Source organism: Vibrio vulnificus NBRC 15645 = ATCC 27562 (assembly GCF_002224265.1).
Taxonomy (GTDB): Bacteria; Pseudomonadota; Gammaproteobacteria; order Enterobacterales; family Vibrionaceae; genus Vibrio; species Vibrio vulnificus.
Genome location: NZ_CP012881.1, coordinates 132,390 through 148,293, shown reverse-complemented (window position 1 = coordinate 148,293; position 15,904 = coordinate 132,390). Strand labels below are relative to the sequence as shown.

Genomic DNA, 15,904 nt, shown 5'->3' with positions numbered 1-15,904 from the left:
TTTAACGAATTGGCTATAATCTTTTCAATGGCTTGAATGTCGATGAACTAAGAATGTGGTTGGCTGAGGTAATTGCTTACATCGGAAATACCGAAGTGAAATATCCAAACAAGCGATTATTCCTACAAAATGGTTATATATACACTGCTTACATTCTTCAAAGTTCGTTGATTACGATTATAAATAAAAGGGTGAAATCATGAACGATGTCATTCGTGACTTTTTCAAAATGGAATCTGCTGGTGGCATTTTGCTTGTGATCGCCGCCGCGATCGCAATGGTGCTTGCAAACTCGCCTCTCAATGAAAGTTACCAAGCGATTTTGCATACTTATGTATTTGGTATGTCAGTATCTCATTGGATCAATGATGGCCTAATGGCCATTTTCTTCTTGCTTATCGGCTTGGAAGTTAAGCGTGAATTATTAGAAGGTGCATTGAAATCGCGTGAAACTGCGATCTTCCCAGCGATTGCCGCGGTGGGGGGAATGTTGGCACCAGCGCTTATCTATGTTGCTTTTAATGGAAACGATCCGGAAGCGATTAAAGGTTGGGCAATTCCAGCAGCGACCGATATTGCATTTGCGTTGGGTATCATGGCGCTGCTAGGTAAGCGCGTTCCTGTCAGTCTTAAAGTGTTCCTTTTGGCATTAGCGATCATCGATGACTTGGGCGTCGTTGTGATTATTGCACTCTTCTACAGTGGTGATTTGTCGACGCTTGCGTTGACGGTTGGATTCGCGATGACGGGTGTCTTGTTCATGCTAAACGCTAAGAATGTGACAAAGTTAATTTGGTATATCGTTGTCGGCTTTATCTTGTGGGTTGCGGTACTGAAATCTGGAGTCCATGCGACTTTGGCAGGTGTTGTGATTGGCTTCTCTATCCCATTACAGGGTAAAAAAGGTGAGCACTCTCCGTTGAAACACATGGAACATGCGCTTCACCCATATGTTGCCTTTGCTAACGCTGGTATCTCGCTTGAAGGGGTGTCTCTTTCTGGCTTGACTTCCATGTTGCCGCTAGGTATTGCGCTAGGGCTATTGGTTGGTAAACCACTGGGTATCTTTACGTTTAGCTGGGCAGCGGTGAAGTTTGGTGTGGCTAAATTGCCTGACGGTGTGAACTTCAAGCATATCTTTGCCGTGTCAGTGCTCTGTGGTATCGGTTTTACCATGTCGATCTTTATTTCATCGTTGGCGTTTGGTAGTGCAAATCCAGACTTCGATACTTATTCACGACTAGGTATCTTGATGGGATCAACGACAGCGGCTGTGCTTGGTTATTTCCTACTGCATGTATCGCTGCCAAAAACAGCGGCGGAAAGTGAGAAAGCAATCAGCTAAACGAGAGACTGCTAAACCATAGACTGATTCAATAAACTCAGAGGCCTCTGCGATTATCGCAGAGGCTTTTTGGTTTCTATTGGCTGTCTTAACTATTTGCCGTCTTAAATTGAGGCTGAACAGAGAGTGACAAACAAAAAAAAGCCCAGTACCAATGGGGTCTGGGCAGATACAAACATAGGAGTTAATAAGATAAAGCAGCAACGTAACAGAAAGTAAGAAACAAGTTTGACGGCCAGTAGAACTTTAAATTGCCCTTTTTGTTACATCTATTCAGACCCTGCCTTTTTTAAACAGTTCCCCATTTTTTTAAAAATTTTTTCTCCAGCAATTTTTAACAGAAAAACAGCCAGATAGAGTGAAGTGCTTGAATCTGGTCGGACCAATGTTGAAAAGTGTGATGTTAATTGCTTGTTAATTTATGGTGTCAAACGTATATTTCAAACAGTTGTTTGATACGGGTGATTAAAATGGCTCCAAGAAGCAGTACAAAAGAAAAAATCCTTGATGTAGCCGAAGGTTTATTTGCGGAATACGGTTTTAATGACACGTCGTTGCGCACCATAACGGGTAAAGCAGGCGTTAATCTTGCGTCCGTGAATTACCATTTTGGCGATAAGAAAACCTTAGTTCGTGCAGTACTGAACCGTTACTTGGAGGCTCTGATGCCTGCGGTAAAGCAATCCCTGACGCAGCTCAACAGTCAGGAGTGCTATACGATGGATGAAGTGTTTGAGTCGCTTCGATTGCCGCTGAGAGAGCTCAATGATGTCAGGCCCAATGGCACCAGCCTTTTCATGCTTCTCATTGGTCGAGGCTATACCGATGTGCAGGGCCATCTAAGATGGTTTATCACGACACGTTATGCCGAGGTGCTGGAGCTTTTTATCGCCTCCATCCTAAAAGCCAACCCAGCGTTGACGGAAGAAAAACTATTCTGGCGTTTGCACTTCACTTTAGGCACGTGTGTTTTCACCATGGCTTCTAGCCAAGCGTTGGTGGAAATTGCAGACAGTAAATTTAATCAACAGACCGACGTGAAATCTGTCGTTGATCTATTGATTCCCTATCTCTCAGCCGGCATGTCCGCTGAGTAGCTATTATTAAAAAACAAACAAGGACCAACAGGTTCCACCAAGTGAACAAAAGGATCTGAACTATGTGCTCTCTAAGAAAAAAATGGGTCAGCGACCCTGCATTTAAAATGTTCAAAAAAGTACTTCCTCCTTTGTCTGAAACAGAGAAGGAAGCAATGGAAGCGGGAAGTGTTTGGTGGGACGCGGAGCTGTTTTCTGGGAAGCCAGATTTCTCCAAACTGCATCATTATCCGAAACCGACCTTGTCGGCTGAAGAGCAAGCTTTCATTGATAACGAGCTAGAAACACTGCTTGAAATGCTTGATGATCATAAGATCGTGAAAGAAGATCGTGATTTACCGAAAGAGGTGTGGGAATACTTACGTAAAGAGCGTTTTTTCTCACTGATCATTTCGAAGAAATATGGTGGCCGTCAGTTTTCCGCACTGGCGAACTCAACCATAGTAACCAAAATTGCGACACGCAGTATCAGTACCGCCGTGACGGTTATGGTACCGAACTCATTAGGCCCTGGTGAGCTCCTTTCTCACTACGGTACACAGGCACAAAAAGATTACTGGTTACCTCGTCTTGCCGATGGTACAGACATTCCTTGTTTTGCATTGACGGGTCCAGAAGCTGGCTCGGATGCTGGTGGCATTCCCGATCAAGGCGTGGTTTGCTATGGCATGCATGAAGGCAAAGAAGTTCTTGGTATTCGTTTGAGTTGGAACAAGCGTTACATCACACTCGCCCCTGTCGCGACCGTACTTGGTCTCGCATTTAAACTTCAAGACCCTGATCATCTGTTGGGTGATAAAACCGATGTTGGGATTACTTGTGCCTTGATTCCAGCCGATCATGAAGGTGTGGTGATTGGTGAGCGTCACGATCCTCTAGGTCTGGCGTTTATGAACGGCCCAACTCGTGGCCACGATGTGTTCATCCCGATGGACTGGCTGATTGGTGGTGCGGATTACGCAGGTAAAGGCTGGCGCATGCTGGTGGAGTGTTTATCAGCTGGGCGTGGTATTTCACTTCCTGCGCTTGGCACGGCCATTGGTCATTTGACCACGCGCACAACGGGGGCATATGCCTATGTGCGTAAGCAATTTGGCATGTCTATCGGTAAGTTTGAAGGCGTTGCAGAAGCGATGGGACGAATTGGCGGTTTGACCTACTTATTGGAAGCCACTCGTACTTTGACCACAACATCACTCGATCTGAAGGAAAAACCTGGGATCGTAACCGCTATTGCTAAGTATCATATGACGGAGATGGCGAGAACGATTCTTGATGACTCTATGGATATTCACTCTGGCCGTGCGATTCAAGATGGTCCGATGAACTACCTAGCGACCCATTATCTTGGTATTCCAGTGGCGATTACGGTCGAAGGAGCTAACATCCTCACTCGTAACCTAATGATATTTGGTCAGGGTGCAACGCGATGCCATCCATACGTTTTGAAAGAAATGGAAGCCGCAGCGAACCCAGATGCCAAAGAAGGTGCGAAACAATTTGACGAGTTGCTGTTTAAGCACATTAAGCACGCCACGTTCAATACTCTCGGCGCTTTAGGTGCAGCGCTTACAGGCTCACGCTTTGTAAAAGCGCAAATGAGCGGCCCAACGCAACGTTACTATAAAGACATGACTCGTCTGAGTCGCGCCTTGGCGGTCAGTGCCGATTTTGCCATGTTAACGCTAGGCGGTGAACTTAAGCGCAAAGAGATGATTTCTGCACGCTTGGGTGATGGCCTTAGTTATCTCTACATGGCCTCTGCGGCATTGAAAAAATATGAAGATGAAGGTCGTCAACAATCGGATCTCAACTTCGTTCATTACGCAGTGCAGCACTGTTTGCATCACGCAGCGAAATCGTTGAACGAAGCCTATGCTAACTTCCCGGTGAAATATGTCGGCGGCGTACTCAAAGGGCTGCTATTCCCACTAGGTAATCACTTTGCCAAACCAAGCGATGAACTCTGTGTGGACATTGCGGAAGCGATGATGACCCCTGGCGTGCAGCGCGACCGATTGACTAACTTGTGTTACATCGGCAAAGAGAAAGACGACAGTGTTGGTTTGATGGAGCAAGCATTCCTAGCGATGTACGACATCAAACCGCTAGAGCGTAAGCTGATGAAAGCGGCAAAAGATGGCAAAGTGGCCCGTAAAGGCTTGCTGGCTGAGCGTCTGCAACAAGCGCTAGACGCCGATGTGCTAACGCAACGTGAAGTAGATAAAATCTTAGCCGCGGATAAGCTGCGTTACCAAGCGATCCAAGTGGATCACTTCAGCTTTGACTTCTCAAAGACGCTCACCAATGCGCCTGAGAAAAAAAAGAAGCTAACCAGCGCGGCGTAGCGCCATTGTAGTGAAGAGATGAACCAAGCACCTCAAACGAGGTGCTTTTCGTATGGTTTGCAATAGAAATTGGTGCATAGAGCTCCAACCACTTGCATTTTCAGCGCATTTTTACAGAAATTAGATGCGAATAGGCGACGAACCTTTTATCCTTACACAGTTTTTTAAAGGAAGTTGAATATGATCATCAAACCTAAAATTCGTGGATTTATCTGTACTACAACGCACCCAGTGGGTTGTGAAGCTAATGTAAAAGAACAAATTGCTTACACCAAAGCACAAGGCCCTATCAAAAACGCACCAAAACGTGTACTTGTTGTGGGTGCATCCAGTGGCTACGGCTTATCTTCTCGTATTGCAGCTGCTTTCGGTGGTGGTGCGGCCACTATCGGTGTTTTCTTCGAAAAAGAAGGCTCAGAGAAGAAACCAGGCACCGCAGGTTTTTACAATGCAGCGGCATTTGAGAAACTAGCTCGTGAAGAAGGTTTGTACGCAAAAAGCTTAAACGGCGATGCGTTTTCTAACGAAGCAAAACAAAAAACAATCGACCTAATCAAAGAAGATTTGGGTCAAGTGGATATGGTTGTTTACTCTTTGGCTTCGCCTGTTCGTAAGTTACCAGAAACGGGCGAACTTATTCGCTCGGCGCTAAAACCTATTGGCCAAACTTACACCTCAACGGCGGTTGATACCAACAAAGACATCATTATTGAAGCCAGTGTGGAACCTGCAACTGAGCAGGAAATCCAAGACACGGTAACGGTTATGGGTGGTGAAGATTGGGAACTTTGGATCAATGCGCTAGCAGAAGCGGGTGTGCTGGCAGAAGGTTGCAAAACCGTTGCTTACAGCTACATCGGTACTGAATTAACCTGGCCTATCTACTGGGATGGTGCGCTGGGTAAAGCGAAGATGGATCTCGATCGTGCAGCGTCTGCACTGAACGAGAAACTCTCTGCAACTGGCGGTAGTGCAAATGTTGCAGTGCTTAAATCTGTTGTGACTCAAGCAAGTTCAGCGATTCCAGTGATGCCTCTGTATATCGCGATGGTCTTCAAAAAGATGCGTGAAGAAGGCGTTCACGAAGGTTGTATGGAACAGATCTACCGCATGTTTAGCCAGCGTCTGTATAAAGAAGATGGCAGTGCAGCAGAAGTGGATGAGAAGAACCGTCTTCGTCTTGACGATTGGGAATTGCGCGATGATATTCAAGAACATTGCCGCAACCTATGGCCACAAATCACCACTGAGAATCTAAAAGAGCTGACTGACTACGTTGAGTACAAAGAAGAGTTCTTGAAGCTATTTGGTTTCGGTATTGATGGCGTAGATTACGAAGCAGACGTTAACCCAGACGTTGCAACGGATTTTATTGCTATCTAGTTTCTATTCCGTAGCGCAGCACCAAACAGGGTTGTGCTACTCTCAACGAAACAGAGAAATAGAATAAAAAAGGCGCTTGTAAGCGCCTCAGATTGATGACGAACCCCGCTTTTTAAGTGGGGTTCTTTTTTGGAAGCGACCGTAGGTCGCGATCGTGATTTTTTTTTGTTATATCGTGCGCAGAAGTTCCCATTCATTACATGGGTATACAGAAGCAAGTATCTGCCTTATTTCTGCCATATTTAAGCCCATTTTTCGTAGATAGTTCACCACCAACGCTATCTTCTTGATGTTTTGGGCTGCCGCTGCCAACCAACACTGCATTTGCACATTAGCTAGACCTCTGAATCGTGCATAACGATGACCATGATGTTGCTTAGCGTCTGCAAAGCTCCGTTCTACTGTTTCACTTCGACGTCGATAGGTCTTCTTACCATAGGAAGAAAGCCGCATTTGATTTGCTCTCTCTACGGCATCGCTATAGATATGCCGAGTAATCACTTTCTTCATGTTTTTGCTTTGAGTACAGTCATCCCTCATTGGACAGAACGCACACTCTTTCGGGTCTGAGTGGTATTCTCGGTAGGCATCGCGTGACGTGGTTTTATAAAGCAACGCCTGACCATTCGGACACTGGTAGCAGTCTCTTTGCGCATCGTAAGTAAAGTGTTTCTTTTTGAACGCATTTTTCGTTCTCGATGGACGTCGATAACCGAACACGCCAAGAATACCTCGACGTTCAAGTGACTCCGCCACTGGAGCGGTAAAGTAGCCCGCATCCAGTCCAACGGCTATCGGGTTCAATTGGAATGTAGCAAGCGTGTAATCTAAGCGTTGAACGTAAGGCTGTGAGTCATTGATGTTGCCCGCGGTGGTATAGGTATCGAGGATAATTCCATGTTGACCATCAACGGTTCGATGGTCGAGGTAGAAGAAGCCTTGTGGCTTATTATCACGAGTCATGAAGCCACTCTCTGGGTCAGTGGTGCTGGTTTTGGTATTCTTTGTTTTTGACTCTGATTCACGAGCCTTAAGAGGCTTCTTACCCGCTTTTTCTCGGTCTAACGCGACGTCGTCATCCAGCATATCAAGATAGGCACTCGCGCGAACCGCCGTGACTTTATTGGTGTGTTTATTCTTGTTGGCGTTCGCTTTGAGATGAGTACTGTCCGTAAAGAGCTCTTGACCCGCGACCAAGCCTTTCGTCATGGCTTGCTCTACGATATTGATAAAAATACGTTCGAATACATCCGTGCCATTAAAGCGACGAATGCGGTTTTGGCTTAGAGTCGAAGCGTGGATGACTTTCTCTGTTAATGACATCCGTAAGAACCAACGGTAAGCGACATTCACTTCAATTTCTTTAACGAGCTGACGCTCACTTTTTATACCAAAGATATAACCAAGCAAGATGATTTTGAAGAGACGAACAGGGTCAACAGGTGGACGCCCATTATCTTTACAATAAAGATGAGCGACTTCATCACGAATGAATTCAAAGTCGATAGCATTATCGATTTTGCGCACTAAATGGTTTTTAGGAACTAACTGTTCCATCGTCACCATTTCCAGTTCGTATTGTTGCGGAGTCGGTTCTTGAAGCATATCGGAGTATCCATATTTCGATACCCCTATTAGATCAAAGGTCTAGCTCGAAAGCTAGACCTTTGTCAGCAGTCTGAGGCGCTTGTAAGCGCCTTTTTTGTATCCAAAGAGTGTGTTTGGTTAGCTGAGTATGATCAAAATGGTGCCCGCTAAGGTCATTAAGATATTGGCAATTGCGTAAGTGCCGGCATAACCTAATGCTGGAATTGTTGATTTGGCGTACTCGTTAACAATGTCCATTGCGGGTGCGCATGTCCTCGCGCCGATGATGGCACCAAATAGCAGGGCTCGGTTCATTTTCAGTACATAAGCCCCAACCAAATAAGCGAAAAAGACCGGAACGACGCTGACCAAAAACGCGATGCCAATGATCTGCGGACCGACTTGTGTCAGATGCTCCGCCATTTTTCCACCTGCACTTAAACCGATGCCGACCATGAAGATCATCAGCCCCAAATCTTTGACCATGTTGAGTGCCCCTTGAGGTACATAACCAAATGTTGGGTGGTTTGCTCGTAAGAAACCTAAGGTAATACCTGAAAGTAGTAGGCCGACTGCGTTGCCCAAACTGAAAGAGACTTGACCAAATGTCATGGTAACCAAACCGAACATAATGCCTAAGATAAAGAAACTACAGAAGGCGAGTAGGTCGGCGATTTGACTGTGAATCGAGATAAAGCCGATTCGTTCTGCAAGGCCATGCACACGGCTCTTTTCACCACTGACCTGCAAAATATCACCTTTCGCAAGGACAATATCGAGGTCCATAGGCATCTCAATTTGTGCGCGGATGACTCGGTTTAGGAAACAGCCGTACTCAGAGAGATGGAGCTCTGACAGTCGTTTGCCGGCGATGGCATCACTTTTAACGACTATTTGCTCTTCAACAATACGAAGGTCAAGAAGGTTTCGGTCAAACACTTCCTTGCCGTTACGAAAGCTTGGATCGAGACGAGCGTGGCTGTCGGGAAAACCTACCAACGCAATTTCATCACCTTCTTGCAAAATAGCATCGCCATCTGGGTGGGCGAGGATGCCATGGCGTCGAATTCGCTCGATATAACAGCCAGTTTGACGATAAATGCCCAGTTCGCGCAGGTTTTTACCATCAGTCCAGTTGATCAGCTCTGGGCCCACTCGGTAAGCTCGAATAATCGGTAGGTAAACCTTACGTTGCCCTGAGCCTCCCAATCCACGCTCTTGAGCAATTTGCTGCGCTGAATCAGAGAGGTTTTGCTTTTGCAATCTTGGTAGCAATTTAGCGAACATAATCATGCTAATAAGACCAACAAGGTAAGCCATGGCGTAGCCGACAGACAAGTTTTCTAAAACCATTGAAAACTCCATGTTTCTCGGTATGGTTGCCAATCCTGAGTTGAGCGCATCTTGTGCGCCTACCAAGACCGGAGTCGCCGTTAAGGCGCCTGCCATCATCCCCGCAGAGAGACCAAAATCGAGGCCCATATAGTGGCTAGCAAAATAAGAAATAGACACCGCTGTCACCAACACCACCATACTCAGTGTGAAGTAGTGTTTTCCATCGCGGAAGAAAATACCAAAAAAGTTCGGGCCGGCCTCAATACCAACACAGTAAATGAACAGCATAAAGCCAATGGTGAGCGCTTCTGCATTAAACGAGAAGCCCAAGTGCCCCATGATGAGTGAAGTAATTAAGACACCAATTGAATTTCCTAATTGCATGTTTGCAATACGGACTTTTCCAAAGGCAAGACCAATAGCCAATACAACAAAAATCAGCAGTATTGGATTTTGTTGAAGAAGAAGTACGACGTCTATGTTCACGTTGTCGCTCAAAAGTTTGGTTCAGGAACAGGGTTAAACTCGGATTGTAACGAAATATCAATAAAAGATAAGTGAAATTTTTTAAGTTCTGTAATTAGTTATGTTGTTTTGAACCAGCGACAACAAAAAGTGATAAAAAACCCGCTTGGAAGCGCAATGTAGTTCACTTAAGAGGAGCTGCCTTGCGATTAACAGGATATCGGGTCTTTGATATTTTTACCGCCCTAGGCCGATTTGGCTTAGGGCGTTTGTCTATAAAAAGGATGGATAAGTCTCCGCGCAGACTTTTTAGACGCTTCGGTGTATTACCTGGAGATACCGCTTTGCTCATTACTTTCAGTTGACTAGCGATGAACTGACAAGCGTATTTAAAACTGATTTCATTGGCCATTCGACCATGTGCTACGGCCGCTTGACTGGCTTCTCGTCTTACCAAGTTATAACCAAGCAACAGCCCCCATAACTCTTGATAGACAAGCTCGACCGTCTTACTCCTCAGCACTAACGCGTTGTGCTGCATCGAACTTTTTATGTCTCTGTACCCTAACTCAATTTCCCATCTCTCATGGTAAAGCTCGGCTACTGATTCCGCATCGTACTCTTCCCTAGGCAAAGACGTAAACACTGTTTTGTGCTTACCTTGTACTTGATAAGTAACGGCTCTGACTTGCCATTTTTCAGGTAGGTTAGGATTTTTCTTGCGAGCCTGTGGAGAGACTTTCATTTCTACCAACATGTCGTCGCTCTCTTCATCGTCCAGAAGTCTGAATTTCACCCCTTTCTTCGCTGGTAACAACCAATGCCTGTTGGAGCCACTATTTTGGAGAGAAAGAAGTAAGTCTGCGCCATAAAACCCCTTATCTAGTAAAGTCACTGAGTTATCAGGTAGAGAGTCAATAAAGGGCATTGCAAGCGGTATTTCACCACGACGATAGGGGCTTATAGCTGCGTCTACAATGACATGTGAGCGAACATTCATCATGGTCACCACCCTAAGTACTGGATGAGGTGTCTGCCTCTCGCTGGATGTATTACCTGACCCAAAATGTTCTCTTAGTTCTGATGTATCAGCGGTTCGAAAAAGAGCCCCATCAATAGCGAAGACTTGTAAGCCTTGCCAAGTATCCTCGGGGTAACGCTCTAGACCCCATGTGTGACTGCATTGTCTAAACAACCATTCTGGAGCAGCTTTACCAAGGCGTTGCCTTGCTTGCGTTAAAGCACTTTTAGCTAGCAGTTCCTCATCGGCTAAGCCCTCGGCACAGACATTCATTCGCCGTGCGACTTCTGCAATAGACTCATTGCGGAAAAACGCCATTCCAACAATAAGCCAAAGAACCATATCACTAGGTAAACGACGTCGACGAATTGTCGCTTTATCGGAAAGTGTTGCCGCTTTAGCAACCCACTCATCAGGAATATGCTCGGAGAAGGTGGTTAGCTGAGCGACATCAACAGGACTCTCTTCAAGAAAGTCAGCAAAATAGTTTTGGATAGACATAAAAAATCGGAAACCTATAAACAGGTTTCCGATTGTCTCTCATCAGAAGGATCGGTCAACCGATCCTTATCTGATCTACATTGCGCTTGGAAGCGGGCTTTTTAGATTCGATTAATCGAACAGACCAAGATGCTCTTTTGCGTAAGCTTCGAAGTCGTCACAACCACCGATGTGCTGTTGATCGATGAAGATTTGTGGCACCGTTTCAACTGGTTTGCCAACGGTTTTTTCTAGGTCAGCTTTAGATATGCCTTCCGCTTGAATGTCAACGTAACGGTAGTTGAAATCGTCGCGCTTTGCTTTAAGAGTTTCTGCGTGTTCTTTTGCACGAACACAATAAGGGCATGCCGGACGACCAAAAATTACTACGAACATGTTCTTTCTCCTTTATTTTGATACCGCAACTATGCCCGATCCGTAAGCGGAAATAAAGAGACAAATGCCTGTTGCTTCGATAGGAAAAAACTATTGAATAAGAGTTAAACAGTTTTCCCAATCTACAGTGTGAGGCGGGCTATAAAGTCTTATAAAAATTAAGGTTATTGGCAACAAATTGCACTTGGTCAATTTTTTTACATACAAAGATAGGCAAAGTGAAACGACACGTAAGATTTTACTCGTAGTTTCTACTATTAAGAGGCAATGCAGTATGTTCCAGTTTATGACCGCAACACGAATTATTTTTGGTGAAGGCGCGTTACAGTCCTCACTCTCTATCCTCAGTCAGTTTGGTTACAGCGCTTTATTGGTCACAGGAAAAGATCTTGCAAGGGCGATGCCTATTATTGGCTATTTCAAATCACAGAATATTCGCTATCAGCATGTCGCGATCAGCGGTGAACCTAATATTACCATGGTGGAGGAAACGGCCATCATAGGTAGAAAGTTCAAGCCGGACATGGTTGTCGCTATTGGTGGCGGAAGCGTCATTGATATGGGAAAAGCGCTGGCTGCGATCATTCCCAATCAAGGTGATGTGTACGACTATGTTGAAGTGGTGGGTAGAAATGTGCCCTTAAAAACACAACCCATACATTTTATTGCCATTCCAACGACGGCCAGCACTGGCTCGGAAGTGACGAGAAATGCGGTATTAAAATCGGGCCAAGATAAAGTGAAAGTGAGCCTGCGCAGTCCAGATATGCTTGCCGATGTGGCGATAGTCGACCCGACACTCACCTATGGTACAGATGCCTATACATCCGGCCGTGGCGCGATGGATGCCTTTACCCATTTAATGGAAGCCTATGTCTGTGGTGAGCCGAATCCGCTCACGGATATGATATGTGAAGAAGGGCTACGACGACTAAGCCACTCTATCATTCCGGGTTGCTTACAAGATGATTACAAAGCGCGCTCAGACTTGGCATTTTCCGCAATGCTCGGTGGAATGGCGATCACCAATGCTAAATTAGGTGCAGCTCATGGTTTAGCTTCAGCCCTTGGTGGAAAGCTGGATGCACCACACAGTGTCATCACTGCGCAGCTAGCGCCACATGTGATGAACGAAAACATTATGGCGGCGCGAGAAGCGGGCAGAGCCGATGTGCTTTCTCGTTATAAGTCTTTGGCTCGATTGGTGACAAAAAGCGGTGAAGCGAGCGAGTTAGATGGCGTGGAATGGGTTAAAGGTGTCCTGGATAAGTTGCAACTTCCTGAGCTGAGTCAGTTCGGTGTCTGCTCGACATCGTTTGATGCGGTCGCGGAAGATGCCTTGCGCTCAGTTGCGATTAAAGGAAACCCGTTACCACTGACCAAAGCGAGGTTGATCTATATATTGGAGCAAGTTTGTCAGTGCCGTTTGCGTTCTGAACAAACCCAGCCAGAAGCCACTGGATGCGCACAGTTTATCGAGAGTGAAGATTACCATCTCGCAATGGGTAATGAGATAAAATAACGGAGCCGTCTGGCTCCGTGATTCGTATTGAGAGTATCGCTTTCAACTAGAATTGGCTTGCGATTAGAAATGCGTAAGTTTGTCGTATCGGCTGTCTTTCAACGCTTCTTTGACACGCTTGAGGTTTTCTCTAAAACCGGTTCCTCGGCGTAAAGTAAAGCCCGTCGCGAGGACATCGATGACGGTCATTTGAACCACACGACTCGCCATTGGCATATACACGTCGGTATCTTCTGGTACGTCGAGAGAGATGGCTAATGAGGCCGCTTTTTCCAAAGGTGAATCTTTTGCGGTCACTGCGATGACCGTTGCGCCATTCTCTCGAGCAAGATTTGCAATCTCCACCAAGCTCTTAGTGCGGCCTGTATGTGAGATGAGAACAAATACGTCATTGTCACTGCAGTTAATGCAACTCATGCGTTGCATCACAACATCTTCAAAACAGGTAATCGGAATATTAAATCGAATAAACTTGTTTTGCGCGTCTTTCGCCACGGCAGAAGAGGCACCCAATCCAAAGAAAGAGATGCGTTTTGCTTGAGTTAGCAAATCCACGGCACGATTCACTTGCATGGGATCTAAGCTATTTTTAGCAACATCCAAACACGCCATGGTCGATTCAAAAATCTTATGCGTGTAGGCATCAGGGCCATCGTCTTCTTCGACGTTACGGTTTACATAAGGGGTACCATTCGCCAGACTCTGTGCTAAGTGCAGTTTAAAGTCAGGGAAACCTTTCGTATCCAAGCGACGGCAAAAACGGTTAACCGTAGGCTCACTGACATCGGCCATTTTAGCCAATGTAGCAATGCTAGAGTGAATAGCTGTTTGTGGAGACGCCATGATTACTTCGGCAACCTTGCGTTCAGATTTACTGAAATTCTCCAGATTTTTTTGAATTTTTTCTAATGTGTTCATAGTGTTCACGAGGGCATAGAGAACAACTCGCTGATTTTATCATTGGGCAACAACTGCTCTTGGGCAAAGTGCATACCTCAATTGATAAACGGCTATCAGCGCCATGAAATGAGTATAAACCTATTACTCAATGGGTCTAAACCAAATAGCCATACTATTTGGTGAGAATTTGACAAGCCTCAAACAAAATTTTGTTTAAACTACAAAACTGAATGTTCAAGCGCGTAATTGCTCTTAGTCTGGCACAATATTGACGTTGAAGTTACAGCAAAACGAAAGAAAATTTCATTTTGCTGTTACTTGTTTGGACTCAGTTCAACTGAGTGCTGGTTAGAATCCCATCAGCCAACCTGTTGATTTTTGCCAACAGATTTGGTGCTTGATGAACAATGATATTTCTTTGTTCTTCCAACACTGATTCAAGGATGTCAAAGCCGGTCAGTGGGTTTGCCAACACAACGCGGAATACAATCGTGTTCATGCGAGACCACTGTGCGGGATTAAGGCGTGTACGCGATACAAATGAGCGACCTGTCTCGCGTTGGCGTTTTTGAGTGAACTTGGTCAGCTCATTCAGTAACTCGTTGAGTTCTAATTGCTGTTTTGCGTTGGCGGCAGCCAAGGCTTGTTTCACTCGTGCTGGGATATAGCGATAAGTGAGCAGACAAAGCTCAGGTTCAGAGATGAGTTCAAAATCATCCTGTTGTTTGATCAAATCAGCAAAGTATTTTGCTTTTTCAATACTTTGATTGATGAGCAGTTCGTAACCAGGGCGGCTGATGATATGCATGCTGGCATAAACCAACATTGCCATGCCTGAACGAGAGCCTTCTAGTGTGTGACTACCTAAGTCTTTAGACCCTTTTCGCAGAATATATTGAGCGTGATGCTCGATCGATTTCATGGCGTTAGGATCTTTGAATAGCACCATGCCTGCGCCCATTGGGATATACAGCTGCTTATGTGCATCAATCGTCACAGAGTCGGCAAGCTCAACACCATCGAGTAGGTAGCGATACTTGTTTGACATTAATGTTGCGCCGCCCCAAGCCGCGTCAACATGGAAATGACAGCCATATTTTTGGCAAATTTTTGCCATTTCTGCCAATGGGTCGACGCTACCCGTTTCCGTTGTTCCTGCTACACCGATGACGGCAAATGCTTTGATGTTTTGCGCTTGTAACTCTCTAATTTTCGCTTCGAGTGCATCGGGGCAAACACGATTGTTTTCGTCGGTTTTGATGGCAACCAAACCTGCTTGGCCAATACCTAGGACATCCGCGGCTTTTTTCAGGGAGTAATGACCGCGCTCAGACACCAACACGGCGAGGCCTTCGTAGCCATAGTGTTTCATAGCACGGAAAAGCCCTTCTTTCTCGACTCCTTTAAAGTTGCCTTGCGCACGTAACGCATTGTTGCGAGCTACCCAAAGGGCAGTGATGTTGGCAATGGTACCGCCTGAACAAAAAGCCCCTAAGGAGTGCTCTGCACTGTGCATCCAATGAGAGTAAAACGCTTCATCTTGCGAATAAATTAAGCGATGTAACATACCTAAAACCTGACGCTCTAGCGGCGTAAAGGCTTTAGATGTCTCGATTTTTACCAAGTTTTGGTTTAGCGCAATCATGATTTTTGATAGAGGCATCAAAAAGTATGGGAGCGCAGAAGTCATATGACCGATAAAACTGGGTGACGATGTATGCACAGAGTGCGATACCAAAGTATCGAGTAGGTGCTCAGTATGGTCTGAGACAAAGGACGGTCGCTCTGGGATCTGAGCAGAAGAAAAGTCTTTCTCGATTTCACGTAAAGGCTTTTCTTCTGCCACGATGTGTTCACCGAGGAATTTGTTTAAGTTTTGTGAGAGCTTTGCTTCGATTTGAGTCAGTGTTGAATCAGGACCCTCTGGGATAGTGAAGATCTTCAGTAGGCTATCAAAGCTGACATCAGCGGTTTTTTGTTCCATTGCCATATAACAAATCGATTTAATTATAGTAGTCGTTCGAG

General features: G+C 45.5%; 11 protein-coding genes. 5 read left to right on the top strand and 6 right to left on the bottom strand.

Annotated elements, in window-relative coordinates; genetic code table 11:
- Positions 1-199: 199 nt before the first annotated feature.
- From nhaA to fabV, 4 genes are all read left to right on the top strand, one after another.
- Positions 200-1,345, top strand: a complete 1,146-nt coding sequence (gene nhaA, locus AOT11_RS00590; RefSeq protein ID WP_017422192.1) for a Na+/H+ antiporter NhaA — start codon at positions 200-202, stop codon at positions 1,343-1,345.
- A 470-nt stretch (positions 1,346-1,815) separates the two neighbouring features.
- Complete coding sequence (gene psrA, locus AOT11_RS00585; protein WP_026060815.1) at positions 1,816-2,442, top strand: TetR family transcriptional repressor PsrA; 627 nt, start codon at positions 1,816-1,818, stop codon at positions 2,440-2,442.
- A gap of 62 nt (positions 2,443-2,504) precedes the next feature.
- Entirely contained in the window at positions 2,505-4,790 is a 2,286-nt protein-coding gene (locus AOT11_RS00580) for an acyl-CoA dehydrogenase (RefSeq protein WP_017422190.1), read from the top strand.
- A gap of 180 nt (positions 4,791-4,970) precedes the next feature.
- Positions 4,971-6,173, top strand: a complete 1,203-nt coding sequence (gene fabV / locus AOT11_RS00575; protein ID WP_017422189.1) for an enoyl-ACP reductase FabV — start codon at positions 4,971-4,973, stop codon at positions 6,171-6,173.
- Positions 6,174-6,341: 168 nt separating this feature from the next.
- Here fabV and AOT11_RS00570 read toward each other — a convergent pair whose 3' ends face one another.
- From AOT11_RS00570 to AOT11_RS00555, 4 genes are all read right to left on the bottom strand, one after another.
- Positions 6,342-7,778 carry an IS1182 family transposase gene (locus AOT11_RS00570; RefSeq protein ID WP_017428762.1) on the bottom strand — a complete coding sequence of 479 codons (1,437 nt, stop codon included), beginning with the start codon at positions 7,776-7,778 and terminating at the stop codon, positions 6,342-6,344.
- Between the two features lie 120 nt (positions 7,779-7,898).
- On the bottom strand, positions 7,899-9,581 hold the full coding sequence (locus AOT11_RS00565; protein ID WP_026050378.1) for an aspartate:alanine antiporter: 1,683 nt from the start codon (positions 9,579-9,581) through the stop codon (positions 7,899-7,901).
- A gap of 163 nt (positions 9,582-9,744) precedes the next feature.
- Positions 9,745-11,082, bottom strand: coding sequence for an IS4-like element ISVvu3 family transposase (locus tag AOT11_RS00560; protein WP_011149570.1), 1,338 nt, complete (start codon positions 11,080-11,082; stop codon positions 9,745-9,747).
- 111 nt (positions 11,083-11,193) lie between these two features.
- A complete protein-coding gene (locus AOT11_RS00555; RefSeq protein ID WP_011080656.1) occupies positions 11,194-11,457 on the bottom strand; it encodes a GrxA family glutaredoxin in 264 nt (87 codons plus the stop codon).
- A 274-nt stretch (positions 11,458-11,731) separates the two neighbouring features.
- On the opposite strand from AOT11_RS00555, the gene AOT11_RS00550 reads away from it, so the two are divergent.
- Positions 11,732-12,979 carry an iron-containing alcohol dehydrogenase gene (locus AOT11_RS00550; protein ID WP_017420183.1) on the top strand — a complete coding sequence of 416 codons (1,248 nt, stop codon included), beginning with the start codon at positions 11,732-11,734 and terminating at the stop codon, positions 12,977-12,979.
- A 63-nt stretch (positions 12,980-13,042) separates the two neighbouring features.
- On the opposite strand, the gene AOT11_RS00545 is transcribed toward AOT11_RS00550, so the two are convergent.
- Complete coding sequence (locus AOT11_RS00545) at positions 13,043-13,897, bottom strand: MurR/RpiR family transcriptional regulator (RefSeq protein ID WP_011080654.1); 855 nt, start codon at positions 13,895-13,897, stop codon at positions 13,043-13,045.
- 310 nt (positions 13,898-14,207) lie between these two features.
- The gene (panP, locus tag AOT11_RS00540; RefSeq protein WP_026050252.1) at positions 14,208-15,869 is read right to left on the bottom strand and encodes a pyridoxal-dependent aspartate 1-decarboxylase PanP; all 1,662 of its coding nucleotides are present in this window, start codon (positions 15,867-15,869) and stop codon (positions 14,208-14,210) included.
- Positions 15,870-15,904: the final 35 nt, after the last annotated feature.

Coding starts and splice junctions, on each gene's coding strand:
- AOT11_RS00580 (WP_017422190.1), top strand. CDS start 2,505: ATGTGCTCTCTAAGAAAAAAATGGGTCAGCGACCCTGCATTTAAAATG.
- AOT11_RS00545 (WP_011080654.1), bottom strand. CDS start 13,897: ATGAACACATTAGAAAAAATTCAAAAAAATCTGGAGAATTTCAGTAAA.
- AOT11_RS00570 (WP_017428762.1), bottom strand. CDS start 7,778: ATGCTTCAAGAACCGACTCCGCAACAATACGAACTGGAAATGGTGACG.
- panP (WP_026050252.1), bottom strand. CDS start 15,869: ATGGCAATGGAACAAAAAACCGCTGATGTCAGCTTTGATAGCCTACTG.
- AOT11_RS00560 (WP_011149570.1), bottom strand. CDS start 11,082: ATGTCTATCCAAAACTATTTTGCTGACTTTCTTGAAGAGAGTCCTGTT.
- AOT11_RS00550 (WP_017420183.1), top strand. CDS start 11,732: ATGTTCCAGTTTATGACCGCAACACGAATTATTTTTGGTGAAGGCGCG.
- psrA (WP_026060815.1), top strand. CDS start 1,816: ATGGCTCCAAGAAGCAGTACAAAAGAAAAAATCCTTGATGTAGCCGAA.
- fabV (WP_017422189.1), top strand. CDS start 4,971: ATGATCATCAAACCTAAAATTCGTGGATTTATCTGTACTACAACGCAC.
- nhaA (WP_017422192.1), top strand. CDS start 200: ATGAACGATGTCATTCGTGACTTTTTCAAAATGGAATCTGCTGGTGGC.
- AOT11_RS00555 (WP_011080656.1), bottom strand. CDS start 11,457: ATGTTCGTAGTAATTTTTGGTCGTCCGGCATGCCCTTATTGTGTTCGT.